The following is a 23,753-nucleotide window of genomic DNA, read 5'->3' on the forward strand; positions in this document are numbered from 1 at the left end:
TGATCTTAGCAGCGCGACGGCCCGTTGGCGCCTGCGCCGCTCACTCGCGCGCGACGCCGACGGCAGGCATGTAGGTCGGCACCCTCAATTGCACGCGATCGGTCGAGCGGCAATAGTTCGGGCCGCCGAGGCGTCCATAGGGCTCGAAGCGATCGACGCGTATGCGCAGTTTCTCTGCATCGAACAGATCTTCGCGGACAACCATGCCGACGATCTCGCCGAATACGATCGAGCGTTGCTTCGAGAATTCGAGTACCTTGTAGAGCCTGCATTCCCACGCGATGGGCGCCTCCGATACGCGCGGCACACTGACGGAAGTCGACGCGGCGAGCGATAAGCCCACCGCCTCGGGCTCCGAAACATGCGCGGGAAAATCGCTGCCGCACTGCACGGCGCGCTCGACGATCGCCTCGTCGACCATGTTCACGACGAACTGCTCGCGCTCGACGATGTTCTTCAACGTGTCCTTCATCTCGCCGGGACGATGGCTTTCTTCACCGTAGTGATCGACGGCGATGGCGAAGAGGGGTGGATCTTCGCCCATGTAGTTGAACGCGCTATACGGCGCCGCGTTGCAAAGCCCATCGCGATTCAGGCTCGTCACCAGCGCGATGGGTCTCGGCCCGACGCTCCCCGTGATCAGCCAGTACTTCTGCATGGTGGACAGATTCGCCAGTGCAATGTGCGTCATAAGAACTCCCGTCTTCAGAAACTTTGCTGGAGGCGGCAGCCAGGCTCGCTGCCGCGCTTGCAACCGCAAGGCAATCGCCGGATCACTGACTGACGTCTATGTCCTTCGTTTCGCGCATGAAGAGCGCGCCGATCACGACCGAGACGCCTCCCACGATGATCGCGTACCACAGTCCGCTGTAGACATTGCCCGTCTTCACAGCGAGCGCCGTCGACATGAAAGGAGCAAGCCCGCCGAAGTATCCGGCGCCGATGTTGTAGGGCACCGAAATCGACGTGTAGCGCACCTTCGCCGGAAAGAGTTCGACGTAATAGGCGGACATGGGTCCATAGGCCATGGCGCCCCAGATCATCAGCAGCGCGAGCAACGCATACATTAGCGGACGGTTGATCTGCGTGACGTCGGCGCCGGACGGATAGCCCGCGTCCTTTAGCGCGCCACGGTAGGCTTTTTCATCGAACCCCGCGAGCCGCCGATCACCGACATGCGTGACAAGGCCACTCGACGACGCCGGGCGATCCACCTGGTACGACAGGCCGGCTGTCGTCAGAAAGTCTCGCGCCTTGTCGCAATCCGATGCCGGCGTGCCGAACAGGCTCGCGTTGCAATCGCTCGCTTCGAGCCGGATCGGGACCGCTTGCGCAAACTGCACGAGACGCGGGTTCACCGCATGCGAAAGGTGCGTGAAGATCGGCAGGAACGTCGCCACGGCAAGCGCACAACCCGACAGCACAATCCACTTGCGGCCCACCTTGTCCGATAGCCAGCCGAACAGCACGTAAAGCGGCAGACTGAACACCAGCATCGCCGCAATGAATGCATAGGCATCGCCTGTCGGCACCCTCAGCGTCGTGGTCAGAAAGTACAGTGCATAGAAGTTGCACGTGTACCAGACGACGCCGACGGCCGCTTGCGCGCCGAACAGCACCACGAGCATCGAGCGCACGTTGCGCCAGACCAGAAAGCTGTCGCGCAACGGGTCGCTAGAGAGGCGCTGCTCGCTTTTCATCTTCGCGAACACGGGCGACTCGGAAAGCGTCGTGCGGATATACACGGAGATCGCGAGCAGGATCAGCGACGCAACGAACGGCAGACGCCATCCCCACGACGCGAACTCATCCGCCGACACCCACGCGCGACACACGAGCGTGACGGCAAGCGAAAGCAGAAAACCGACGGTCGCCGTGGTTTGCAACCAACCCGTCGCGAAGCCACGTCGGCCCGGCTGCGTGTGTTCGGCGATGTACGTCGCCGCGCCGCCATATTCGCCGCCCAGCGCGAGCCCCTGGAAGAGCCGCAGCGCAATCAGAATGGCGGGCGACGCCCAACCGATACTGTGGTATGACGGCAGCAGACCGATGCCGACCGTCGCGAGCCCCATCACCGCAATCGTTGCGAGAAAGGTGGCCTTGCGTCCCACCTTGTCGCCGAAACGTCCGAACAGCACTGCGCCGAGCGGCCGGATCACGAAGCCGATGCCGAACGTCGCGAGCGACGCGAGATAGCCCGCCGTGGCGCTCCCCGCAGGGAAGAAATGCGAACTGAAGAATACGGCGAGACTGCCGTAAAGAAAGAAGTCATACCACTCGAGGACCGTCCCGACGGACGCACCCACCACTACCTTGATTTCATCGCGCCTCGTCGTACGGCACGCTCCTTCGATCACCAGTTCCGCATTCATATGTCCCCTACCTGTCGTAAGCAAATGAGTGATGAGTCGAGTCTAGGAAGGGCAAAAAAGGCGCGGTAATCAAAGATTGGCGGCTGGGTATTCGTGGCGGGAATACCGGTGTTCCCTGGCCCGCGAAATCGCTTCACGCCGAGTCGAGCATGACAAAGGCCAACGCCACACCGGCGCTATGCGAGCGCGGGTGTGGCATCGGCAATCACAGCGCTCCCGGCGAAGCCCGTGCTTCAGCGCGCATTAGCGTGCGTGCGCCGTCGCGTCGCGACCGGGATGAACCGCGCCGCAATGCGGACAGCGACGCTTGTCCTCGGAATCGTAGAAAGCGGCGAAGAGCGGCGGCAGATCGTCGACGATGCTCTTCAGTTGCACTTCGACGCGATGCACGAGCCGATCGCAATTGCCGCAATACCATTCGAAGCCGTCGATGGCGCCCGGCGCGCGCTGCCGCTCGATCACAAGGCATGCGCTGCCCGCCTCGGGCCGCTGTGGCGAATGGCGCAAATGCGGCGGCAACAGAAATACATCGCCCTCGCGCAGATCGACACGTTCGCGCTTGCCGTCGACGATCAGGTTCAGATACGCGTTGCCGGCGATCTGATAGAAGAACTCTTCGTGCGGATCGTCATGGTAATCGGTCCGATGATTGGGACCGCCGACCACAGTGACAATCAGATCGCTATCCTGCCAGATCTGCTGATTGCCGACGGGCGGCTTCAACAGATGCGCGTGCTCCTCGATCCAGCCCGCAAAGTTGAATGGCTTGCCGTACTTCAACATGCACGTTCTCCTCTTTACCCGGGACGGCCGTTTGCCTCAGCAGCCCGCGGCACCCAGGCAATCGCCTTGATCTCGATCGCGAGCAGCGGATGCGGCAGTTGATGCACGGCGACCGTCGTGCGAGCCGGACCCGTTTCGTCGAAGAACTCGCCATAGACTTCGTTATAGCCGCCAAAGTCGTTCATGTTGATGAGAAATGCCGTCACCTCGATGAGGTTCGACAGATCGGCGCCCTCCGCGCGGAGGATGTCGCGAATATTCTCGATGACGGCGCGCGTCTGCGCGCGAATATCGACTGAGGCCGTTCCGAACCCGTCCGCCGAAGCGCCGATAAAGGTATTGTCGGTTCGTCTCGAACTGGTACCCGACACGAAAATAAAGTCGCCGGCACGGACCACGTGAGGAAATCGTCCGCGCGGTGTCGCCTTTCCGGGGACAACCTGGCTTTGCGCTGTCTCGTTCATTCGCTGCTCCTGGCTCCTGCATTGGGTTCACAGGCGCCACTCTCATTGCATTGCAGCACCCGGTTCAGGCCAGTTTAGGGCGACGCGCGATGGCGTGATAATGAAATTTCACCGCGCTGATATTCCAATGCTTGATACCGTGGGCCGTTTCTTCGTTCTGGTTCTGGTCACGGCTCTGGTCACGGTCGCAACGGCCGTTGGCAAGCGTGGTGACGTCGCGTTCAGAAGTTCAGGCAGCCACGTACCGCTGCGCCAGCGCTTCATAAAGCGGTGGCGCAAAGAGCTTCGACACCTGGCTGGAAATCAGCGCCGTCGCCATCAACGAAAGCACCAGCGCGTGTCCGTTGATCATCTCGATCACGATCACGAATGCCGTGATCGGACTTTGCGTAACGGCCGCGAGATAACCGACCATACCGAGCGCGATCAGCATCGGCAGTTGCATCTGCCCGAACATCAGGTGCAGCGCGTTGCCGATGCCCGCACCGATCGCAAGCGAAGGCGCAAACAGTCCGCCCGGCGCACCAGGCAGATACGAGCCGATCATCGACGCCATCTTCAGCAGCGGATAGCTCGCGCCGAGTTGCGTATTGCCTTCGAGCATGCCGCGCGCTTCTGCATAGCCGCTGCCGAACGTATGACCGCCGGCGGCCACGCCGAGCGCTGCAATGAACAGCCCGCACGCGGCGCCGAACGCCACCGGATGTCTCTTGCGCCACGCTCCGAATCGCGCCGGCATCCAGCGCTCGGTGTTCAGCAGCAGCCAGCAGAACGCGCCACCCGCAACGCCCGTCACAGCGCCCAGCATCACGACAGCGACGGCAAGCAGATCGGGAAAGTGCCCGTCGACGTCGATCGTGCCGAAATACGTGTAGTTGCCCTGCAAACCGAGCGAGACGATGCCCGCAAAAATAATCGCCGTGATCAGGACGCCGCTCGTTCTCTGCTCGAAGCTGCGCGTCAGTTCTTCGATCGCGAAGACGACGCCGGCAAGCGGCGCATTGAACGCGGCCGACAAACCGGCGGCAGCGCCCGCCAGCGCGAGCTTGCGATCGAGTCCCGCGCCGCGAATATTGCGGAAGCGCACCGGATAAAAGCGCCGCAAGCTGAACATCAGCGCAGCGCCGACGTGTATCGTCGGCCCTTCGCGGCCGATGGTGAAGCCGCCGAGAATCGACAGAAACGACACGGCGATCTTGCCGACAAGAATGCGCATGTTCAAGAGACGCGGTCCGAGTTCACCGCCCTCGTGCAGCGTCGCGATGACCTGCGGAATGCCGCTGCCTTCAGCGCCCGCAAACCAGCGCCGCGTAATCCAGACGCCGAATGCGGCAACCGCCGGCGTGAGCAGCAGCGGCAGCCACCAGAACGAAGTCGCATAGCGCAGAAACGTCGCGTAGCCGAAATCGATCAGCCGCGCGTACATCACGGCGACGAGCCCGGTCGCGATCGCACCGAGCCAGAACACGCCGTAGTGCAGCCAAAGCCGCCTGCCGCGCATGATCGTGCGTCGGTCGATGAATCCGGGAATGCGCATTGAAGAGATTGTCTGGTCGAAGCAAAGTAAGGCAGATTGTGACATAAATCATCAAGCCACCGCGCCGACCCGCCTATCCACTCACGCACAACTAAGCGCCGCTATCGCCGAACACCCAGCCGAACGATCCGTAATGCGCCTTGTGCTCGGCGGCAAGCTTGAGCAGGCAACGTTCGCCCTTTCGCGTCAGATGCACCTGCACCTGACGTCGATCGCTCGCATCGGGCTTGCGCGCCACGAGCCCAGCCGATTCGCAGCGCGAGACGAGCGCGGCCGTGCCGTTCGGTGCGGCCTGGAGGCGTTCCGCGAGTTCGCCGACCGTGGCCCACTGCCGCCCCTCGAACCCGCGCACGTGCAGCAACAACTGATACTGAAGCGTCGTGACACCTGCGGCATTGGAGATTTGCTCCGACATGCGCAGAAACTTGCGCAGCTCATAGCGGAATGCCGACATGGCTTCCAGTTCCTCTTTGCCCGGAAGCGCGCTTCCGGGTTGCCTGCCTGAACTCATTCGAAGTCCTCGTGGGTTGATAGGCCTGCTAGTCACGCAATGCTTCAGCGAGATCGCCGGCGACGTTCGCGGATCATACACACGATGCAAACGGCCGCGACTACCTGCACTTTGTCTTTCGCCAATTTTTCTTCTTCCTATACTTTGCATGGGCGAGGCCGGCCCATCGTCGGCAATGCGGCAGCGCCTGTTTCGTCCGATCAATTCTGCCTTCGTTACGGAGGTGGCACATGCAATACGACGAACAGAAAGTGCAGGACTTCATGGGGCGCATGGTCGAAGAGTTCGGCGCAGTGGCATCCGCGCCGCTCATCGCGCTGGGTGACAGGCTCGGCCTTTACAAGGCCATGACCGAACAGGGCTGGATGACCTCGGAGCAGGTTGCGGAGCGCACGGGTCTTGCCGAGCGATACGTGCGCGAGTGGCTCGCAGCGCAGGCCGCATCGGGCTTCATCAGTTACGACGCAGCGACCGCGCGTTACCGGCTCGAAAACGAAATGGCGATGTGCTTTGCGGAAGAGACGAGCCCAACCTTCGTTCCGGGCTTCTGCGACTGCGCCGAAGCGATGTTCCGTGCGATACCCAAACTGGAAGCGGCGTTTCGCACGGGCCTGGGCGTCGGATGGCACCAGCATCATCCGTCGCTGTTCAAGGGCACCGAGCGGTTCTTCCGGCCTGGCTACGCGGTGCATCTCGTCGACGAATGGATTCCCGCGCTCGACGGCGTCGAAGCGGTCCTGAAAGGGCACGGCGCGAAAGTCGCCGACGTCGGTTGCGGACACGGCACGTCGACGATCCTGATGGCGCAGGCCTATCCGAACGCCACGTTCGTCGGCTTCGATTATCACGAGCCGTCCATCGAAAGAGCGCGCGAACTGGCTGGTGAAGCGGACGTCGCCGGTCGCGTCACGTTCGAAGTGGCCAGTGCGCAGCAATACCCAGGAAGCGGTTACGACCTCGTCGCATTCTTCGACTGCCTTCACGACATGGGCGACCCGACAGGCGCTGCGGCCCATGTGCTGCAGTCGTTGAAGCCCGATGGCTCGTGGATGATCGTCGAGCCCTTCGCAAACGATCGGCTGGAAGACAATCTGAACCCGGTCGGCCGCGTGTTCTACTCGGCGTCGACGATGATCTGCACGGCCGCGTCGCTATCGCAGGAAGGCCGAAAGGCGCTCGGCGCGCAAGCAGGCGAAGCACGGCTCAAGGAAGTCGTGACGGCGGGCGGCTTCACCCGCTTCAGGCGCGCAACGCAGACGCCGTTCAATCTGGTGTTTCAGGCGCAGGCGTGAACGGATACGCCGACACATGAAACGGCTATGGAAACGGGCCGGGCGCGCATGCACGCCCGGTCTCGCTCGCCGCCCCAAACCTACTCGGACATCGCGCCTGACGCGGGATGATCCATTTTCATCGAATCGTTCTTCTTCATCTTGTGGCTCTTGCTCATCTTGTCGTGAGACATGTCGCCCTTGCTCATCTTGTCGTGAGACATGCCGCCCTTGCCCATCGTGTCGTGTGACATCTGATCGTTCGACATCGCGCCGCTCGCCTGCGCGAATGCAGCGGATGTACCCATCGCCAGCGTTGCCGCGACTACTGCCGTCATCAGTCGTTTCATTGCTCATCTCCTTGGGGTTGAAAGTGGCATCCGGAAATACCGGAACCAGAAAGCGCGGCGGTGCTCACGAACCGCCGAACCAGTTGTAGCCCTGGTCGACCCAATAGCCGCCGGGATACGTGTTGGTGACGAAGATCTCGACGATATGCTTCGGGTTCTTGTAGCCGAGTTTGGTCGGCATGCGCAGTTTCATTGGATAGCCGTATTTCGCGGGCAGACGCTCGCCGTCGTAGTCGAACGTGAGCAGGGTCTGCGGATGCAGCGCCGTCGGCATGTCGATGCTTTCGTAGTAGTCGTCCGCGCATCGAAAGCCGACGTATTTCGCCGTCGTGTCGGCGCCCACGCGGCGCAGGAATTCCCGGAACGGCGTGCCGCCCCAGCGCCCGATCGCGCTCCAGCCTTCCACGCAGATATGCCGGGTGATCTGCTCCGCGTGCGGCAGCGCGTATAGCTCCGGCAGCGTCCACACGCGCTGCCCGCTCACGAGGCCGCTCACTTTCAGTCGATAGTCGCTGCCGTTCACCTCGGGCACTTCATCGATGCCGTAGTACGCGTTGAACGGAAACGGCCGCGTGATCTGCGCTTGGGTGTAAGTCGGCGCGAGTCGGTTCGGATCGAACAGCAGCGCCTGCGCTCGGTCGTTCAGGCGCGAGACCGCCATCAGAAACTTGTTGACCGACTCGTCATCGGTGATCGAGCAGCCTGTCAGCAGCGACAGGCCGCCCAACGTCAACAGCCGCTTGCCGAACAGACGGCGCGACGGCATGTCCAGTTCGCGGCTCGCATCCGCCAGAATCGCGGCGCGGTCGAGCTTGATGATTTTTCTGTCGTTGATGCTCATGGCGTGTGTCCTCGACAAAGATCAGCGGCCGCGCAGCATCGTCAGCAGCGAGCGTGGCACGAGCGCGACCATCGCGATGTGCACGACGACGAACGCCGCCATCACCGCCATCGCGCAGAAGTGAACGATGCGTGCGTTGTCGTAGCCGCCCATCAGTTCACGCAACAGCGGAAATTGCACGGACTTCCAGATCGCGAGCCCCGACAGCACGAGCACGACAAGATCGATGATGATGACGAGATACGCGAGCTTCTGCACCGCGTTGTAGTGGCGCAAGTCCGCGTGCGAGAGCTTGCCGCTCAATGCGGCGATCAAATCGCGCAGCACGTCGCGCGGCGACAGCGGAAAGAACTTCGACACAAAGCGCCCGCTCGCGATGTTGAGCGCGAGATAGACCAGCCCGTTGAACACCAGCAGCCACATCGCCGCGAAGTGCCATTGCAGCGCGCCGCCAAGCCAGCCGCCCAGGGTGATCGACGGCGGAATCACGATGTTATGAAACACCGGCGAAGCGTCGTAGATGCGCCAGCCGGAAAACATCATGATCAGCGCGGCCAATGCATTGAGCCAATGCGTGATGCGCAGCCAGAGCGGATGAATCAGCGGATTGCGTGGCGAAATCTCGCGCGCTGGCGTGAGAGGCGCTTTCATCGTTTCCATGTCGATCACCATGACGGTCGGATACCTGTCAATTCGCTGCCGACGCGCAATTGGTTACAGCGTCGCGCCAATCATGCGCAGATTCGTCCGGCGTTTTTGATCCGCATGAAAAATTTCGCGCGCGGTGTAACCGGCATCCGCGAAAGCGCGAACTAGCGTGATAAAGGAAGCGGGTGACGACGATGGACCACGACCGCGCTATAGTGGCGCATCACGGCTTCGGCTGTTCCGAAACGATCGATCTGAAACTGGGCGGCGCGCTCGCGTCTGCGGACGCGGGCTATTCGCATGGGTCGTCGACTCGTCGTCTCGCCAATAGGGGAACCATGTTGCAAGACGCGGAAAGCCGCCTGAAAGCGCTATTCGTCAGCGGTCTCGACGGCGATGCCGACGCTTATCGCAGCTTTCTGCAAGCGCTCACCCGGCATTTGCGCGGCTACTTGCGCAAGCGCATTCCGAACTACCGCGACGATATCGAAGACCTCGTCCAGGAGATTCTGCTCGCCGTGCACAACGCGCGTCACACGTATCGCGCGGACGAACCGCTGACTGCCTGGCTGCACGCGATCGCCCGCTACAAGCTGATGGACTTCTTCCGCTCGCGCGCGCGCCGCGAATCGTTGAACGATCCGCTCGACGATCACGCCGACCTGCTCGCCGACACCGACGACGAACCCGCGCAGGCGCGTCACGACATCGGCAAGCTGCTTGCGCATCTGCCGGACAAGCAGCGGCTGCCCATTGTCCATATGAAACTCGAAGGCTTGTCGGTGACGGAAACGGCACGCATCACCGGCCTTTCCGAATCGGCCGTCAAGGTGGGCGTGCATCGCGGTCTGAAGGCACTGGCTGCACTCATCCGGGGGCTGCGATGAAGACCGACGATCTCATTAGCCTCCTGTCGAATCAGGTGACGCGAGTCGATCGGGTGGCCGTCGCGCGCCGCTTCATCAAGGCGATGCTGCTCGGCGCGTTGGGCTCGCTGATCCTGATGACCATCGTGTTCGGCGTGCGGCACGACCTCGGCAGTGTCGCGCGCACGAGCATCTTCTGGGCGAAGGTCGCGTATCCGCTCGCGATTGCCGTCGGCGCGATGCTCGCCGTGATGCGGCTCGGGCGTCCGGGCGCACGCGCAGGTTATACGTGGGCGCTTGTCGCGCTGCCGTTCGTCGCGGTGTGGGTCGCAGGCGCGCTCGTGCTCGACGGCGCGGCACCCGCGGGACGCTGGCCACTCGTGCTCGGTCAAACATGGCGCACGTGTCCGTTCAACATCCTGCTGCTTTCCGTGCCGACGTTTCCTGCCGTGTTCTGGGCCGTCAAAGCGCTCGCGCCGACACATCTGCGGCTCGCGGGCGCCGCCGCCGGCCTGCTCGCGAGTTCCACCGCAACGGTCATCTACTGCCTGCATTGTCCCGAGATGAGCCCGGCATTCTGGAGCGTCTGGTACGCAATCGGGATGTTGATGCCGGCGGGCATCGGCGCGTGGCTCGGGCCGAAGCTGTTGCGATGGTAGGACGCGCTTCATCGCCGATTTGCACGCTAGAAAGCCCGTGGCGTCTTCATCGCGCTTACGCGTCTGTTCAATCTACGCATTGCGCGCGAGTGGTCGCGTGAGCTTCGCATTGTTGCCGACGGCCGGCCGCCGCGCCGAAGGTCAGAAAACTCGCCGCCGCAAGTATCCACACGCCCGTGCCGCCATACAGCATCACCCATCGGGCTTGCGCGCATTCCGTCCTGGCTGCTCGCGCGATATGTGAAAACGGGAGAGCTGGTGCTGGTCAAGGGACGTTGCAGCCTGCCGCCACAGGAGATCAACGTCGTCTGGCCGCGAACCCGCTATATGCCCTCTAAAACGCGTTGCGCGATCGATGCGCTCGTCGAGGAGATTCCTGCGATGATCGACGAATGAACGCGGCCAGTGCCCGTCACTCCTTTCGCGAGATGGCCTGCAGCAGGGAATCGCCGTGGACGGTCAGGCGCGGACGCAGAACGCCGCCCGCGATCTCTTCGAGTGCGACAAGCTGTTGTTCGAGCAGTTGATCCAGTTCCGCACGGTCAAGCTCGATCTGGTCGGGCGCGGACTTCACCAGCATCAAGGTTGCGAACTCATGAGGGCTCAGCATGTCGTGTCTCCGTCATATCGGTTAGTTTTTTTGCCGTGATAGAAACGACTAGCTCATCGCTTGCGGAGGCAATGGGTAAGACGCGACGAACAGTGCCGCGTCACGCCGGCCGCGCGCAATCAGCTTGTTGGCCAGGCTGCCGCGGAATTCCGCAAAGCGGCCGGGACCGTGAATCTGCAGGAAACACTGCACCGTCTCTTCCACCTGATCGCGCAAGCTCGCCTCGGTCTCGCAGTTCGCGATGCAAGACGCGCCTTGTGACAGTTCCAGTTGAAAATCGATTTCACACTGCCTGTAGAAAAGCCGCTTGCTTATAGTGTCATTCGACATTTTTGGCCTCGGCGCGCTGTCATCAGGGACATTAGATTTTATGTGGCCCCGGATATAAATGTTAAGTGCCTGGCTCTGTCCGTATCTCGTACTTTACGGACATACGAGCCTGCTCAAGGGCGACGGGCGATGCACGGCCGCCATCCATTTCCTTGCTAGTCACGAGAGGCTTCGGCGCAATTATTTCCGCCACTCTGGATGGCGGTGTACTTTTTACGGACTTCGGATACTGGACCGTTGCAAAGGGTTCGTTGCCGTTATTCATCAGCCAGCCTCCGCCCGCTTGCATCGGGGATACAAAACGGTATATATAGTTTTTAAGCGCTGCTGACAGACACGCGGCACGACGTCCATCTCGACGCAACCGTATTCGTTGTAGAGCTTTAGAGCAAAGGAGTTCGCCATGCCCGACAAGCATCTTTCCAGTCAGTTCGACGCTGCGCTCGACATGCTTTCGACTGATCTCCTGAAGATGGGCGGCCTTGTCGAAAGGCAGATTGCTCGCTGCCTCGAACTGCTGAACACATACGATCCCACGCTGGTCATGGAGGTTCGCGAGAGCGAGCGACAGGTGAACGCGCTCGAACTCGACATTGACGAAGAGATTCATCGCGTCATTGCCCGTCGACAACCCGCCGCACGCGACCTGCGCCTGCTGATGGCGATGTCGAAATGCGTGACGAACCTCGAACGCATCGGCGACGAGGCGCGCAAGATTGCGAAACGCGCGCGCCGCATCGACGAGACGGGCGCCGCGCCTGCGGCTCGCGTCATCGGACTCGAAAAATGCGGTGCGATGGCCGCGTCCATCCTGCATCAGGCACTCGATGCGTTCGCGCGGATGGATGCCGCCGCTGCTGCGCAGGTCGTTCGCGACGACAGGGCCGTCGACGAAACATTTCGCGATCTCGTCCGCACGCTCGTTACGCGGATGCAGGAAGCGCCCGGGACGGTTTCAGTCGCACTGGATTATCTGTTCATCGCCAAGGCGTTCGAACGCATAGGCGACCATGCGAAAAATATCGCTGAATTCATCGTCTATGCGGTTCGGGGCCGCGATGTGCGTCACGTCCCGCTAAGGGAACTCGAACGCGAGGCGTTCGAGACCTGAGGCAGCAACGTCCACCGTGTGTGCGGATGCCGGCCCTGTCCCGCGACAGGGCCACGACGGAGCCTGACAGGCAATGCAGCATCCACTTCCCCGCTCTCGCAATAGGTCCTCATGCGGCATTTCGCTTGCTGTTTCAAACAGCAGAGCATTCGATTACGGTTTCGATGGAAGTGCGCGAACCGTTCCCCGACATCCTCCGGAACGTCACGGCCCAGATTGAAAAGTATTCCCGGATTTAGCCATTTCATTGGGAAACTTCAGGCGCAACGTCGGGCGGGGCAAACAGTGATTTGCTTTTCGCTCGGCACCCGTTTTCGCGGCGCTCATCAGGCCCTATGCTTTCAATCGGATGAACGGAGCACGGATAGTCGCCATGGGTACACGCGAGGCATTCGATGCATCGCTGCGACTGGTCAATTTCGCGTTTGACGCAATGAACGTCGCATGCAATACATTCGGCGAGGGCTCGGTCGAGTTTGCGCGAGCGCGGGAACGCTACCGCATTGCGCTGCTCGCGTTGCGAGCCGACCACGTCTCGCTCGTTGCGGATGGAGCGCGCGCCCGGCTCCAGAACATCGGCGATGGACGGCGCCTGCTCGTGCTTCGCGACCCGCCCGAACCGATTGCGGAGTCCATTTTCGTTCTATCGCTGGTCCGAGGATTTGCATCGACTTGTGAAGCGTGTAGCAACGCGGCGCAAGCGGCGGATGCGAGCCGCTCGCAACTCGCATTCCTCGATGGAAACTGCCACATCGCGGCCAAGGTAAGAGCAATCGAGCGAGTCAAACAGCACAGCCCTCAGTGCATCACCGCGATCCTGTCGACGGCGCCTTCGCCATTCGAAGGCTGGCCTGGCGTGGATGCCATCATCGACAGCCCGGCGTCGGCGAAACACATATTGGAGCGTCTTTGCCAGCTGGTCGAACCGTCGGCATACGCGCCTCCGATGTGCACGCACAATGTTTCGGCCAATCAGGACAACCGGCTCGAGGCAGGCTAGGCATTGTCCAGGCTGTCGCCGCTGCGCCCGCTCGCGCGTCGAGGCGCGGCACGCGGACAGCGCACGCATGTCGATCGACATGCCGGAATCACTTCCACCCTTCTAGCCTGAGCGTCGCCCGTATCAGCCGCTGTTCTTCCTGTTCAATTTCCTGAAGGCTTTCGCGCACGCCGTTGATGTGATCCGCGGCTGCCCGATATGCCTGCTCGGGCAGCTTGCCCGTCACCGCGTTGTAGAGACGCGCATGCTGCCGGTCGATGCGCTTGCGATGCGGTTGCCGGTGATAAAGATTGTTCACCGATGCAAACACCGAACTCAGCAGCAGTTCCGTCAACGACCGCAACGTATGAACGAGCACGGGATTGTGCGAAGCCTCGCAGATCGCGAGATGAAACGCGTGATCGAGGCGCGCATGTGTCGCCGGATCGGTTTCGACGTTGTGCGCGGCGAGCATTTCTTCATAGCGCCGCGTAATCATCATGTAGTCGGCGGGCGTGCCGCGCAATGCCGCGAGCCGCGCCGACTCCGCCTCCAGCATGCCGCGCACTTCGAACAGGTCGAACAGCGTGCGCGGTTGCGACGCGAGCAAGTGCATCAGCGGCGATTGCGGCGGCTGCGCAGTCAGATTCGCGACGAACGAGCCCTTGCCGTGCGCCGTCTCGATGATGCCGCGCGCGCGCAGCAGCTTGAGCCCTTCGCGCAGTGCGGTTCTCGATACGCCGAGCTTGTCCGTGAGCCGCCGCTCCGATGGCAGCGCCTGCCCCGACCTCAATACGCCGTCCACGATCAGGCGTTCGATGCGCTCGGCGACCACATCGGCAATCTTGCGATCGGGCTCGTTGACCTCGTTTTCCGTGCTTGAAATCACTGGTATGACCACTTGATAAGCGAGTTGCGCGTGTCCGCCATGATACCGCCGATTCTGTCGTAGCGCCCGATTGCGCGGCTTCGGCGCGGCATTGACGCAGTGAAAAAACTGGTACGACCACTTGCGGCGTCCATCGACAGCGGAAGGCGAAACGGCAACAATCGGCGGCAATACGGATAAGCAGCGCGTGGAAGCCAGTCCCCGCGCTCATGGAGACACCCGATGAGCTATGCCTACGACGAACGGATCGACGGCACGCTTCCCTCGCATGACAAGGCCACGCTGGTCGCCGAACTTCAACGCCTCGTGCCCGGCATGCAGCTGCTGCACGACAAGGAAGATCTGCGCCCGTTCGAATGCGATGGCCTCGCCGCCTATCGCACCACACCGATGATGGTCGCGCTGCCCGACTCGATCGAGCAGGTGCAAGCGCTGTTGAAATTCGCCGCCGCGCGCAAGGTGCCCGTGGTCGCGCGCGGCGCGGGCACGGGCCTGTCGGGCGGCGCGCTGCCGCTCGAAAAAGGCATCCTGCTCGTGATGGCGCGCTTCAACCGCATTCTGCACATCGACCCCGAAGCATCGATTGCGCGCGTGCAGCCCGGCGTGCGCAATCTCGCGATCTCGCAGGCGGCCGCGATTCACGGCCTCTACTACGCGCCCGATCCGTCGTCGCAAATCGCGTGCTCGATCGGCGGCAATGTCGCCGAGAACGCGGGCGGCGTGCATTGCCTGAAATACGGCCTGACGGTGCACAACATCCTGAAGCTCGAAGTGCTGACCATCGACGGCGAGCATCTGACGATCGGCTCGGAAGCGCTCGACTCGCCCGGCTTCGATCTGCTCGCGCTGTTGACGGGCTCCGAAGGCATGCTCGGCATCGTGACGGAAGTGACAGTGAAGCTGTTGACCAAGCCGCAGAGCGCGAAAGTGCTGCTCGCGAGCTTCGACGACGTGGAGAAAGCAGGCGATGCCGTCGCGCAGATCATCGGCGCGGGCGTGATTCCGGGCGGCCTCGAAATGATGGACAACCTCGCGATCCGCGCCGCCGAAGACTTCATCCACGCGGACTATCCCGTCGACGCCGAAGCGATCCTGCTGTGCGAACTGGACGGCGCGGAATCCGACGTGCAGGAAGACTGCGATCGCGTCGGCGCGCTGCTGCGCGAAGCGGGCGCAACCGATATCCGCATCGCGAAGGACGAAGCCGAGCGTCAGCGCTTCTGGGCTGGCCGCAAGAACGCGTTCCCCGCCGTGGGGCGCATCTCGCCCGACTACTACTGCATGGACGGCACGATCCCGCGCCGCGAGCTGGCGCGCGTGCTGCGCGGCATCGCCGAACTGTCGAAGGAATACGGGCTGCGCGTCGCGAACGTCTTTCATGCGGGCGACGGCAACATGCATCCGCTGATCCTGTTCGATGCGAACGCACCCGGCGAAATGGAGCGCGCCGAAACGCTCGGCGCGAAGATTCTCGAACTGTGCGTCGAAGTGGGCGGCAGCATCACGGGCGAACACGGCGTCGGACGCGAGAAGATCAATCAGATGTGCGTGCAGTTCAGCAGCGAAGAACTCACGCTGTTCCATTCGCTGAAGGCCGCGTTCGATCCCGACGGGCTGCTCAATCCCGGCAAGAACATTCCGACGCTGCATCGCTGCGCTGAATTCGGCGCAATGCACATTCATCACGGCAAGCTGCCGTTTCCCGAGCTGGAGCGCTTCTGATGCGACGCGAATTCGATTCAACCGACGACAGCGCGCGCCTCATCGCACAGGTCCAGCGCGCGATCGCGGAGCACACGCCGTTGCGCATTCGCGGCAGCGACAGCAAGCGTTTTCTCGGGCGCGACGTGCAAGGCGAGGAGCTCGACACGCGCACGCATCGCGGCATCGTCGCGTATGACCCGACGGAACTCGTGATCACCGCGCGCGCGGGCACGCCGCTCACCGAACTGCACACCGTGCTCGACGACGCGAACCAGATGCTGCCGTGCGAACCGCCGCTCTTCAACGGCACGGGCACCATCGGCGGTGCGGTTGCGTGTGGCCTGTCGGGGCCGCGTCGTCCGTGGGCGGGCTCGATGCGCGATTTCGTGCTCGGCTGCCGCGTGATCACGGGCGATGGAGACCATCTGCGCTTCGGCGGCCAGGTGATGAAGAACGTCGCTGGCTACGACATGTCGCGTCTGCTCGCGGGCAGTTTCGGTTCGCTCGGCGTGCTGACGGAAGTGTCGCTGAAGGTGCTGCCGAAGCCGCGCGAGCACCGCACGTTCACGCTCATGCTCGGCGCCGACGAAGCGATGCAGGAACTGTCGGCATGGCGCAAGGCCGCGCTGCCCGTGACGGGCGCGTGCTATTTCGACGGCAAGCTGCATGTGCGGCTCGAAGGCGGCAGCGGATCGGTGAAGTCGGCGGTGGACCGGATCGGCGGCGAAGAAATCGACTGCGCGTTCTGGGATGCGCTGCGCGATCATCGTCTGCCGTTTTTCGACGACCGTACCGACACGAGGCCGCTGTGGCGTCTGTCGCTGCCGAACGCGACGCCGCTGATGCCGCTGCCCGGCGACGTGCTGATCGACTGGGCGGGCGCGCAACGCTGGCTCAGGAGCGACGCGCCCGCCGTCGACATTCGCCAGCTTGCGCACGCGGCGGGCGGACACGCGACGTGCTTCGCGCCGTCGCCGGAGCGTGAGCCGTTTCACCCGCTCGCCGCGCCGCTGCTGCGCTATCAGCATCAACTGAAACGCCGCCTCGATCCGAGCGGCGTGCTGAACCCCGGCCGCCTGTACGCCGACCTCTGAAGCGAGCGCAATCATGCAAACGAATCTCGACTCCCACGCGAAAGCGCTGCCCGACGCCGCGGAAGCGGAAAGCATCTTGCGTTCGTGCGTGCATTGCGGCTTCTGCAATGCGACGTGCCCGACGTATCAACTGCTCGGCAACGAACTCGACGGGCCGCGCGGGCGCATCTATCTGATCAAGCAACTGCTCGAAGGCGAGCCCGTCAGCGACAAGACGCAACTGCATCTCGACCGCTGCCTCACGTGCCGCAATTGCGAAACGACGTGTCCATCGGGCGTCACGTATCACCGGCTGCTCGACATCGGACGCGCGGAGCTGGAGCGCCGCGTCGAGCGGCCCGTCGGCGAGCGGTTGACGCGCCAGGGCCTGCGCGCGGTGATTCCGCGGCCCGCCGTGTTCGATGCGCTGCTCAAGACAGGGCGCGCGGTGCGGCCTCTCCTGCCCGCCGCCGTGCAGGCGAAGATTCCGACGCGCGCCGCCGCGCCCGCGAAGCCGCGCCCGGCGCCGCGTCACGCGCGGCGCGTGCTGATGCTCGAAGGCTGCGTGCAGCCGTCGCTGTCGCCGAACACGAACGCGGCGGCGGCGCGCGTGCTCGATCGGCTCGGCATCAGCGTGACGCCCATCAGCGAAGCGGGCTGCTGCGGCGCGACCGACTATCACCTGAATGCGCAGGACGCGGGACTCGATCGCGCGCGCCGCAACATCGACGCATGGTGGCCCGCAATCGAAGCCGGCGCCGAAGCGATCGTGCAGACGGCGAGCGGCTGCGGCGCGTTCGTGAAGGAATACGGGCACCTGTTGCGCAACGATCCCGTCTACGCGGCGAAGGCCGCGCGCGTGAGCGCGCTCGCGCGCGATCTCGTCGAAGTGCTGGCGGCCGAGCCGCTCGACGCATTGCAGCCCGCCGACGATGCCGCGGCGGCGCGCATCGCGTTCCACTGCCCTTGCACGCTGCAGCATGCGCAAAAGCTCGGCGGCGCGGTGGAAAGCGTGCTCACGCGGCTCGGCTTCGATCTTTCATCCGTGCCCGACGCGCATCTGTGCTGCGGATCGGCGGGCACGTATTCGATCACGCAGCCCGAACTCGCGCAGAAACTGCGCGACAACAAGATGGCCGCGCTCGAAAGCGGACAGCCAGACGTCATCGCGACGGCGAATATCGGCTGCCAGATGCATCTGGATGGCGCGGGCAGAACGCGCGTGTGTCACTGGATCGAGCTGGTGGAGGACGCGCTCGATGCGTCGATTGCGCAGACGCGTTCGACGCGCAAAAGCGCGGCAGCGGAGCCTGCTTGATGGCGGCCGTTGAGGCCGCTGAGGCCATTGAGGCGGCACAGGCCGCACAGGCCGCTCAGATCCCCGGCGGCATCGCAGCGAGCCGCTCGGCCGAAGCGCGCAATCCACCGAAGATGCGCTCCGCGACGCGCGCCGGGAAACCGTCGGGCAACGTGGCGGCGACCTTGTCGATGGCGGCGGGCGTGTCTTCGATCAGTCTGCCGATCAGCGGCTCGGCGTCGGGACCGTAGAAGCAGCGCGATGCCATCGCGTTGAAGTTGCGGCGCTGGATGTCCTTCATCAGGTAGTGCCGGTTCTTGCCCGCGACCGCCATCGCGAGCTTCGCCTTGTGCCAGGACCACTGGTTGCCGGCGTCGCCTTCGACGGGCCAGATCGACATGATGTCGTATAGCGGCGTGAGCGCGTAGCGCCCGCCCGCCAACAGATGCACGCTGAAGTTCTTCGCGTGGCCATCCGGCGCGGCAAGCATCCAGAACAGAATCTGCGTGGTGAGGAATGTCGCGAGATCGGCGTCGGGCCGCTGCGACTGGCGCAGCACGGCGGCGATGTCGACCATGCCGGGGCCGCCGTCCGCTTCGTACCGCTGATGCGACGGCTTGCCGAGCACCTGGCAAAAATCTTCTTGCGGCAGCCGCAAGATCCATTGCCTCGAAGGATGCAGCCGGCGATCGAAGCGCTCGACGGCCAGCACCTTCTGCTCGCCGAACGTCAGGATGTCGGCATTCGGCACGGGCAAACCGAACGCCCTGAAGAGCGCGAGACACAGCCATTCGTTTTCGACGGACGTCGTCCAGTCCGCCTTCTTGTTGCCGACGAGTCCCAGCGGCAGCTTGAAGATGTGCGTGGTGGGCGTCGCGCCATGCGGGCGCATCCACTTTCCGTCGTGCCGGAGAAACGCCGTCTTTTCCTGCGCGCCCGCAAGCGAGATGCGAAAGTCGTCGTGGTCTCCTCCCGCGCCAGGACCGCCCGACGCGACCGTGCGCGCCAGCATCTGCTCGATCTCTTCGTCCGACATCGGCGTGCCGTCGATGCCGTCGTACCCTTCCGGCTGCGCGTCCTCGGGAAGCAGTTGCGCCGCGCCCACGCAGTCGCGTCCGATGGCTTCGAGCAGATCGAAGGCGTCGGTGGTGGCCGTCCGGAAGCGGGTCGCGAGGCGCCGCCGGATCGGCTCGCTGTCGGGCAGCAGGTTGTCGAAGTAGTTGCGCACACGCTCGCCGCGCAACGGCGCATCGTCGATACCGAACGGCAGCGACAGCGACAGCGGCCGTCCCGTGGACGACGTCATCCAGCCGCGATCGTACTGAAGCTCCATGTCGCCACGCGACGGAATGCGCCACGTGCCGACCCGCAGCCCGTTGGACCATACCGACAGCGCGCGCGCGTGAGACGGCCGGCCCATGACTACCAGTCCTCCCTCGACGGCTCTGCGCGCGTGGGCCGGGTCTGCACCGCCAGTTCGAGGCCGTACATGGCCAGCAGCGTGAAAAGTTGCGCGGTTGTGATCGAGTCGGGATTGAGCTCCATCGCCGACAGCCGGCTCTGGCTCAAGCCCACGCGCGACGCCGCCTGGGCCTGCGAAAGCCCTTTCGCGCGCCGTGCGGTACGAAGGATATGGCCAAGCTGGCGCGGAGTGATCAGCGTGCGGTTCATCGAGGTGGCTTGCGGGATACCTGTATGGCAGGTAAGTGCATTTTACTCGCAAAACGGGTAATTGCAAGATAGCTGCTTTAAGGGTAAATGGCGATTAACTGTTTTACAGGTAACGCGTAGTCGCCGTCACGTCATCGCGAGTCAGTCATGGTGCGCGTGGGTCTCGGTGACGGACAAGATAGAACGGCCATACTCGACTTCATCGCACTCTGCGGCTGTTCTGCCATTGCAGATGTTCGACAATGCGGCTGTCACTACGGTCAGTTCCGCACCCGGATCGACGCGCCAGTTGACTACAATCAAGCAGTGACAGTGGGCTGTGAGACCACCGTGAAAAGGAGGATCGCGCCATGACTGCATACCTTATTGCCGATGTCGACGTAAAAGACGCCGCCGTTTTTGAAGAATACAAACGGGAAGTACCTGCTACCGAGGCGCGCTACGGCGGAAAATATTTGGGCCGTGGTGGTCTAACCAAAGTTCTCGAAGGCGATTGGCAGCCGCATCGACTCGTCATCATCGAGTTCCCGGACATGGATTCCTTAATGGCTTGGTATGACTCGCCAGAGTATGGCCGTCTCAAGGCGATCCGTGAAAAATGCGCGACCACAAGGATCATCGCGCTGGAAGGGGTTGCGCACGTAGCCTCGTAGCAAGTGATTCAGATGGAAGGGTTGTCGGTTTAAACCGCCCCTCGAAAGGCGGTCCTTCCTTGGCGAAATTAAGCACGCTTGACTTGCAGAGGAACTCAATTGACTCCCGGAAAATTAACCAGATAACGTCCACTTTGGCCAGATTCCGACGTCAAAACGGCCCTCGTTCACCGGGTCTGTTACCCAAATAACTTCCGGCGTCGGCAGGTTTCCACTGCAGGTATTCCATCGTCGTTCGGCGCACCGGCATCACGTCCGACCAGTTCCTTGAACGCCTCCTCCGACATGACGACATCATGCGCGCACCCCGCGCTGACGAAGCCGATTTTCTGGCCGCCTCGCTCCATTGTGGCGTAGCGCCCCGCTTTGGCGCGCGACACCGGCACCACTATTGCTCCTCTGGCTGGCCCCCTATCCCCGCCCGTTCTCGCGCTCCAACGCGTCCGTAATTACCCGGAGCCCCCGCAAACAGGCTTGCCATTTTAACTAGATATCTAATAGACTTTGGCAACACCTGTTGATGAAGGCGACCTCTCGCCGGGAGACAAACATGCTGACCCATGAAGAGAATGAACTGCTGTGCCGTGTTGAAGGCGATGCCCCGATGGGGCAGTTGATGCGCCGCCACTGGACCCCCGTCTGCCTGATCGAGGAAGTGAGCGAGCCGGACGGCGCGCCGGTAAAAGCGCGCGTGTTTGGCGAGGATCTGGTCGTATTCCGCGATACGGAAGGCCGCGTCGGCGTGATGGACGAGTATTGCCCGCACCGCCGTGCGTCGCTGGTTTATGGCCGCAACGAAGACTGCGGTCTGCGCTGCCTGTACCACGGCTGGAAGTTCGACGTGCTCGGCAACGTGATCGAAATGGTGTCCGAGCCCGCTTCGAGTTGCATGACCGACAAGGTCAAGCACAAAGCCTTTCCGACTCACGAATGGGGCGGCATGGTGTGGGCATACATGGGCCCGCAGGACGCCGTGCCGGAATTCGTTCCGCCCGCGTGGGCGCCGAGCGCGGACACCCGCGTGAGCATCGCAAAGGCGCTGCTGCCCTGTAACTGGGCGCAGATTCTCGAAGGCGCGATCGATTCCGCGCACAGTTCGAGCCTTCATTCGTCAGACTTCGTGCCGGCGCGCGTTGGCGGCGCTGAGGCAACTTCGAAAAACTGGCTGCGTCCCTCCACCGACAAGGCGCCGCGCCTGCAGGTCGAGCGCACCGGTTACGGCTTTCGCTACGCCGCGCTGCGCCGCCCGATCGTCAACGCCAACACGCACGACTACGTGCGCTCCACGGTATTCGTTGCACCTGCAACCGTGCTGATTCCGCCGAACAATCTCTACAACGTCGCGAACATCAACGTGCCGATGGACGACACGAACACCGCGTTCTACTTCATCGCATGGGGCGATCCGGCGACCACGCCTGAAACCGAAACGTGGCGCAAATTCCTGCGTCAGCAGGTCGGTGTCGATCTGGACGAACGCTACCGTCCGCTGCGCAATCACGAGAACCGCTTCTGGCAGGACCGCGCGGCGATGGCGACCGGAAACTTCACTGGCATCACGGGCTTCCCGAACCAGGACATCGCGATGTGGGTCACGATGGGCCCGATCGCGAACCGTTCGGACGAGCGTCTCGGCGCGAGCGATCTCGCCATCGTCGAATTCCGCCGGCGCATGCTCGACGCGCTCGCCGAGTTCCAGCAGGGTGACGAAGCGATCGGCACGGGCGCGAAAGCGATTGCACAAGACGTCTGCTCGTATCAGGCAGTCGTGTCCAAGGAAATCGACTGGCGCACCTATGAGGCCCGCTATGTCAGCGCGAAGCATGCGCTGCCCGACGACCAGTCAGCCGTAGTCGCGACCGACTATCAGGTCTCGCAATAACGGAGGGCCCAAGGCCATGGAAGATCGCCGCTTGCGCATTGGGGTAGCAGGACTCGGGCGGGCGTTTTCGCTGATGTTGCCCACCTTCCTGCGCGACCCGAGAGTCCAGCTCGTTGCCGCGTGCGATCCGCGTGAAGAAGCGCGGCGGCAGTTCGCCGCCGACTTCGACGCGCGAACCTACGCAGACGTGCTGCAACTGGCCGACGATCCCAACGTGGAAGTCGTCTACGTGGCGAGCCCACATCAGTTCCACGCGCAGCACACGGAAATTGCCGCGGCGAAAGGCAAACACGTGCTGGTCGAAAAACCGATGGCGCTCGACGCGGCCGACTGCGAACGCATGATCGCCGCGTGCCGCGCCGCGAACGTGCATCTGATCGTCGGCCATTGCCACAGCTTCGACACGCCCTATCTGCGCACACGCGAACTGATCCGGGAAGGCGATTTCGGCGCGGTGAAGATGATCCAGGCGGTCAACTACACCGACTACCTCTACCGGCCGCGCCGGCCCGAGGAGCTGATGACGGCCGAAGGCGGCGGCGCTGTTTTCAGCCAGGCGGCTCACCAGGTCGATATCGTGCGCATGCTCGCCGGCTCTCGCGCGGTTCGGCTGCGTGCGAGCGTCGGCCGGTGGGACCCGGCGCGCCCCACGGAAGGCGCGTACTCCGCGCTGATCTGGTTCGAAAACGGCGCTTACGCGTCCCTCTCCTACAACGGATACGGCCATTTCAACAGCGACGAGTGGACGGGCTGGATCGGCGAGATGGGCGACCAGACGAGCCCGGACGCGTATGGCAATGCCCGCAGGCGTCTGGCGACGCTCGCCTCGTCGAACGACGAAGCCAGGCTGAAGGCTGCCGGCACGTACGGCGGATCGGCATATAAAGCGCCTGGCGCCGCTGCGGACGAACCGCCGCGGTTTCATCAGCATTTCGGTCCCGTCATCGTCTCGTGCGAACGCGCGGACCTGCGACCCTTGCCCGACTCGATCGTCGTGTACGGCGAGCGGCGCGAGACGCTGCCGCTTTCGCGCCCCGCCGTGCCGCGCGCCGAGGTCATCGACGAACTGTATGGCGCCGTTGTCGAAGGACGACCGCCCCTTCATGACGGAGAATGGGCAAAGGGCACGCTGGAAATTTGCCTCGCCATACTGAAGTCGAGCGAGGCAGGCGGAGACGTCCTGCTCTGATACTTTGATATCGACGTGCTGCTCCGCCAACCGTCGGCAACAAAAAAGCCTTCGCATGCGAAG

26 protein-coding genes are annotated in these 23,753 nt (G+C 63.0%); 12 read left to right on the top strand and 14 right to left on the bottom strand.

Features of this window, described 5'->3' with window-relative positions:
* Positions 1-40 precede the first annotated feature (40 nt).
* From VSR68_RS05160 to VSR68_RS05185, 6 genes are all read right to left on the bottom strand, one after another.
* Entirely contained in the window at positions 41-691 is a 651-nt protein-coding gene (locus tag VSR68_RS05160; protein WP_342938759.1) for a flavin reductase family protein, read from the bottom strand.
* An 82-nt stretch (positions 692-773) separates the two neighbouring features.
* Positions 774-2,372: an MFS transporter gene (locus VSR68_RS05165; protein ID WP_342938760.1), complete on the bottom strand. Its 1,599-nt coding sequence runs from the start codon at positions 2,370-2,372 to the stop codon at positions 774-776.
* A 243-nt stretch (positions 2,373-2,615) separates the two neighbouring features.
* Entirely contained in the window at positions 2,616-3,155 is a 540-nt protein-coding gene (locus VSR68_RS05170) for a 3-hydroxyanthranilate 3,4-dioxygenase (RefSeq protein ID WP_342938761.1), read from the bottom strand.
* A 14-nt stretch (positions 3,156-3,169) separates the two neighbouring features.
* The gene (locus VSR68_RS05175; protein WP_342938762.1) at positions 3,170-3,619 is read right to left on the bottom strand and encodes a RidA family protein; all 450 of its coding nucleotides are present in this window, start codon (positions 3,617-3,619) and stop codon (positions 3,170-3,172) included.
* Between the two features lie 229 nt (positions 3,620-3,848).
* Positions 3,849-5,156 (bottom strand): chloride channel protein, encoded by a 1,308-nt coding sequence (locus VSR68_RS05180; protein ID WP_342938763.1) that lies wholly within the window; start codon positions 5,154-5,156, stop codon positions 3,849-3,851.
* 91 nt (positions 5,157-5,247) lie between these two features.
* Entirely contained in the window at positions 5,248-5,667 is a 420-nt protein-coding gene (locus VSR68_RS05185) for a MarR family winged helix-turn-helix transcriptional regulator (protein WP_342938764.1), read from the bottom strand.
* A 230-nt stretch (positions 5,668-5,897) separates the two neighbouring features.
* Between VSR68_RS05185 and VSR68_RS05190 the strand changes: the two genes are divergently transcribed.
* Positions 5,898-6,959 carry a class I SAM-dependent methyltransferase gene (locus tag VSR68_RS05190; RefSeq protein WP_342938765.1) on the top strand — a complete coding sequence of 354 codons (1,062 nt, stop codon included), beginning with the start codon at positions 5,898-5,900 and terminating at the stop codon, positions 6,957-6,959.
* Positions 6,960-7,039: 80 nt separating this feature from the next.
* Here the strand turns inward: VSR68_RS05190 and VSR68_RS05195 are convergent, their stop codons facing one another.
* From VSR68_RS05195 to VSR68_RS05205, 3 genes are all read right to left on the bottom strand, one after another.
* Entirely contained in the window at positions 7,040-7,288 is a 249-nt protein-coding gene (locus VSR68_RS05195) for a pentapeptide MXKDX repeat protein (protein WP_342938766.1), read from the bottom strand.
* A gap of 64 nt (positions 7,289-7,352) precedes the next feature.
* A complete protein-coding gene (locus VSR68_RS05200; protein ID WP_342938767.1) occupies positions 7,353-8,129 on the bottom strand; it encodes a molybdopterin-dependent oxidoreductase in 777 nt (258 codons plus the stop codon).
* 21 nt (positions 8,130-8,150) lie between these two features.
* Positions 8,151-8,789: a cytochrome b/b6 domain-containing protein gene (locus tag VSR68_RS05205; protein WP_342938768.1), complete on the bottom strand. Its 639-nt coding sequence runs from the start codon at positions 8,787-8,789 to the stop codon at positions 8,151-8,153.
* 329 nt (positions 8,790-9,118) lie between these two features.
* Between VSR68_RS05205 and VSR68_RS05210 the strand changes: the two genes are divergently transcribed.
* From VSR68_RS05210 to VSR68_RS05220, 3 genes are all read left to right on the top strand, one after another.
* Positions 9,119-9,664 carry a sigma-70 family RNA polymerase sigma factor gene (locus tag VSR68_RS05210; RefSeq protein ID WP_342938983.1) on the top strand — a complete coding sequence of 182 codons (546 nt, stop codon included), beginning with the start codon at positions 9,119-9,121 and terminating at the stop codon, positions 9,662-9,664.
* Positions 9,661-10,302, top strand: coding sequence for a DUF1109 domain-containing protein (locus VSR68_RS05215; protein ID WP_342938769.1), 642 nt, complete (start codon positions 9,661-9,663; stop codon positions 10,300-10,302). Before VSR68_RS05210 ends, VSR68_RS05215 begins: the two co-directional genes overlap by 4 nt.
* A gap of 240 nt (positions 10,303-10,542) precedes the next feature.
* The gene (locus VSR68_RS05220; RefSeq protein ID WP_428983455.1) at positions 10,543-10,698 is read left to right on the top strand and encodes a hypothetical protein; all 156 of its coding nucleotides are present in this window, start codon (positions 10,543-10,545) and stop codon (positions 10,696-10,698) included.
* A 16-nt stretch (positions 10,699-10,714) separates the two neighbouring features.
* Here VSR68_RS05220 and VSR68_RS05225 read toward each other — a convergent pair whose 3' ends face one another.
* Together VSR68_RS05225 and VSR68_RS05230 are read right to left on the bottom strand one after the other, a co-directional pair.
* On the bottom strand, positions 10,715-10,912 hold the full coding sequence (locus tag VSR68_RS05225) for a hypothetical protein (RefSeq protein ID WP_342938770.1): 198 nt from the start codon (positions 10,910-10,912) through the stop codon (positions 10,715-10,717).
* A 48-nt stretch (positions 10,913-10,960) separates the two neighbouring features.
* The gene (locus tag VSR68_RS05230) at positions 10,961-11,242 is read right to left on the bottom strand and encodes a hypothetical protein (RefSeq protein ID WP_342938771.1); all 282 of its coding nucleotides are present in this window, start codon (positions 11,240-11,242) and stop codon (positions 10,961-10,963) included.
* A gap of 403 nt (positions 11,243-11,645) precedes the next feature.
* On the opposite strand from VSR68_RS05230, the gene phoU reads away from it, so the two are divergent.
* On the top strand, positions 11,646-12,353 hold the full coding sequence (phoU, locus tag VSR68_RS05235; protein WP_342938772.1) for a phosphate signaling complex protein PhoU: 708 nt from the start codon (positions 11,646-11,648) through the stop codon (positions 12,351-12,353).
* Positions 12,354-12,726: 373 nt separating this feature from the next.
* Positions 12,727-13,353 (top strand): hypothetical protein, encoded by a 627-nt coding sequence (locus VSR68_RS05240; protein WP_342938773.1) that lies wholly within the window; start codon positions 12,727-12,729, stop codon positions 13,351-13,353.
* Positions 13,354-13,441: 88 nt separating this feature from the next.
* Here the strand turns inward: VSR68_RS05240 and glcC are convergent, their stop codons facing one another.
* Positions 13,442-14,221: a transcriptional regulator GlcC gene (gene glcC / locus VSR68_RS05245; protein ID WP_428983456.1), complete on the bottom strand. Its 780-nt coding sequence runs from the start codon at positions 14,219-14,221 to the stop codon at positions 13,442-13,444.
* Positions 14,222-14,443: 222 nt separating this feature from the next.
* Here glcC and glcD point away from each other — a divergent pair, with 222 nt between their 5' ends.
* The 3 genes from glcD to glcF are packed head-to-tail and all read left to right on the top strand — an operon-like array spanning position 14,444 to position 18,316.
* On the top strand, positions 14,444-15,943 hold the full coding sequence (gene glcD / locus VSR68_RS05250; RefSeq protein ID WP_342938774.1) for a glycolate oxidase subunit GlcD: 1,500 nt from the start codon (positions 14,444-14,446) through the stop codon (positions 15,941-15,943).
* Positions 15,943-17,019 (top strand): glycolate oxidase subunit GlcE, encoded by a 1,077-nt coding sequence (gene glcE / locus VSR68_RS05255; protein WP_342938775.1) that lies wholly within the window; start codon positions 15,943-15,945, stop codon positions 17,017-17,019. The genes glcD and glcE overlap by 1 nt, the downstream gene beginning before the upstream one ends.
* Positions 17,020-17,032: 13 nt before the next feature.
* A complete protein-coding gene (gene glcF, locus VSR68_RS05260) occupies positions 17,033-18,316 on the top strand; it encodes a glycolate oxidase subunit GlcF (protein ID WP_342938776.1) in 1,284 nt (427 codons plus the stop codon).
* A 55-nt stretch (positions 18,317-18,371) separates the two neighbouring features.
* Here glcF and VSR68_RS05265 read toward each other — a convergent pair whose 3' ends face one another.
* Positions 18,372-19,715 carry a type II toxin-antitoxin system HipA family toxin gene (locus tag VSR68_RS05265; protein ID WP_342938777.1) on the bottom strand — a complete coding sequence of 448 codons (1,344 nt, stop codon included), beginning with the start codon at positions 19,713-19,715 and terminating at the stop codon, positions 18,372-18,374.
* A 2-nt stretch (positions 19,716-19,717) separates the two neighbouring features.
* Positions 19,718-19,966, bottom strand: a complete 249-nt coding sequence (locus VSR68_RS05270; protein WP_342938778.1) for a helix-turn-helix domain-containing protein — start codon at positions 19,964-19,966, stop codon at positions 19,718-19,720.
* Positions 19,967-20,316: 350 nt separating this feature from the next.
* Here VSR68_RS05270 and VSR68_RS05275 point away from each other — a divergent pair, with 350 nt between their 5' ends.
* The 3 genes from VSR68_RS05275 to VSR68_RS05290 all read left to right on the top strand — a co-directional run bounded on the left by VSR68_RS05275 (position 20,317) and on the right by VSR68_RS05290 (position 23,690).
* On the top strand, positions 20,317-20,619 hold the full coding sequence (locus VSR68_RS05275) for a DUF1330 domain-containing protein (protein WP_342938779.1): 303 nt from the start codon (positions 20,317-20,319) through the stop codon (positions 20,617-20,619).
* A 550-nt stretch (positions 20,620-21,169) separates the two neighbouring features.
* Positions 21,170-22,501, top strand: coding sequence for a Rieske 2Fe-2S domain-containing protein (locus tag VSR68_RS05285; protein WP_342938780.1), 1,332 nt, complete (start codon positions 21,170-21,172; stop codon positions 22,499-22,501).
* Positions 22,502-22,517: 16 nt separating this feature from the next.
* Positions 22,518-23,690: a Gfo/Idh/MocA family oxidoreductase gene (locus VSR68_RS05290; RefSeq protein ID WP_342938781.1), complete on the top strand. Its 1,173-nt coding sequence runs from the start codon at positions 22,518-22,520 to the stop codon at positions 23,688-23,690.
* Positions 23,691-23,753: the final 63 nt, after the last annotated feature.

The sequence above is a fragment of the Paraburkholderia phymatum genome, from assembly GCF_038900715.1.
Lineage (GTDB): Bacteria > Pseudomonadota > Gammaproteobacteria > Burkholderiales > Burkholderiaceae > Paraburkholderia > Paraburkholderia phymatum_A.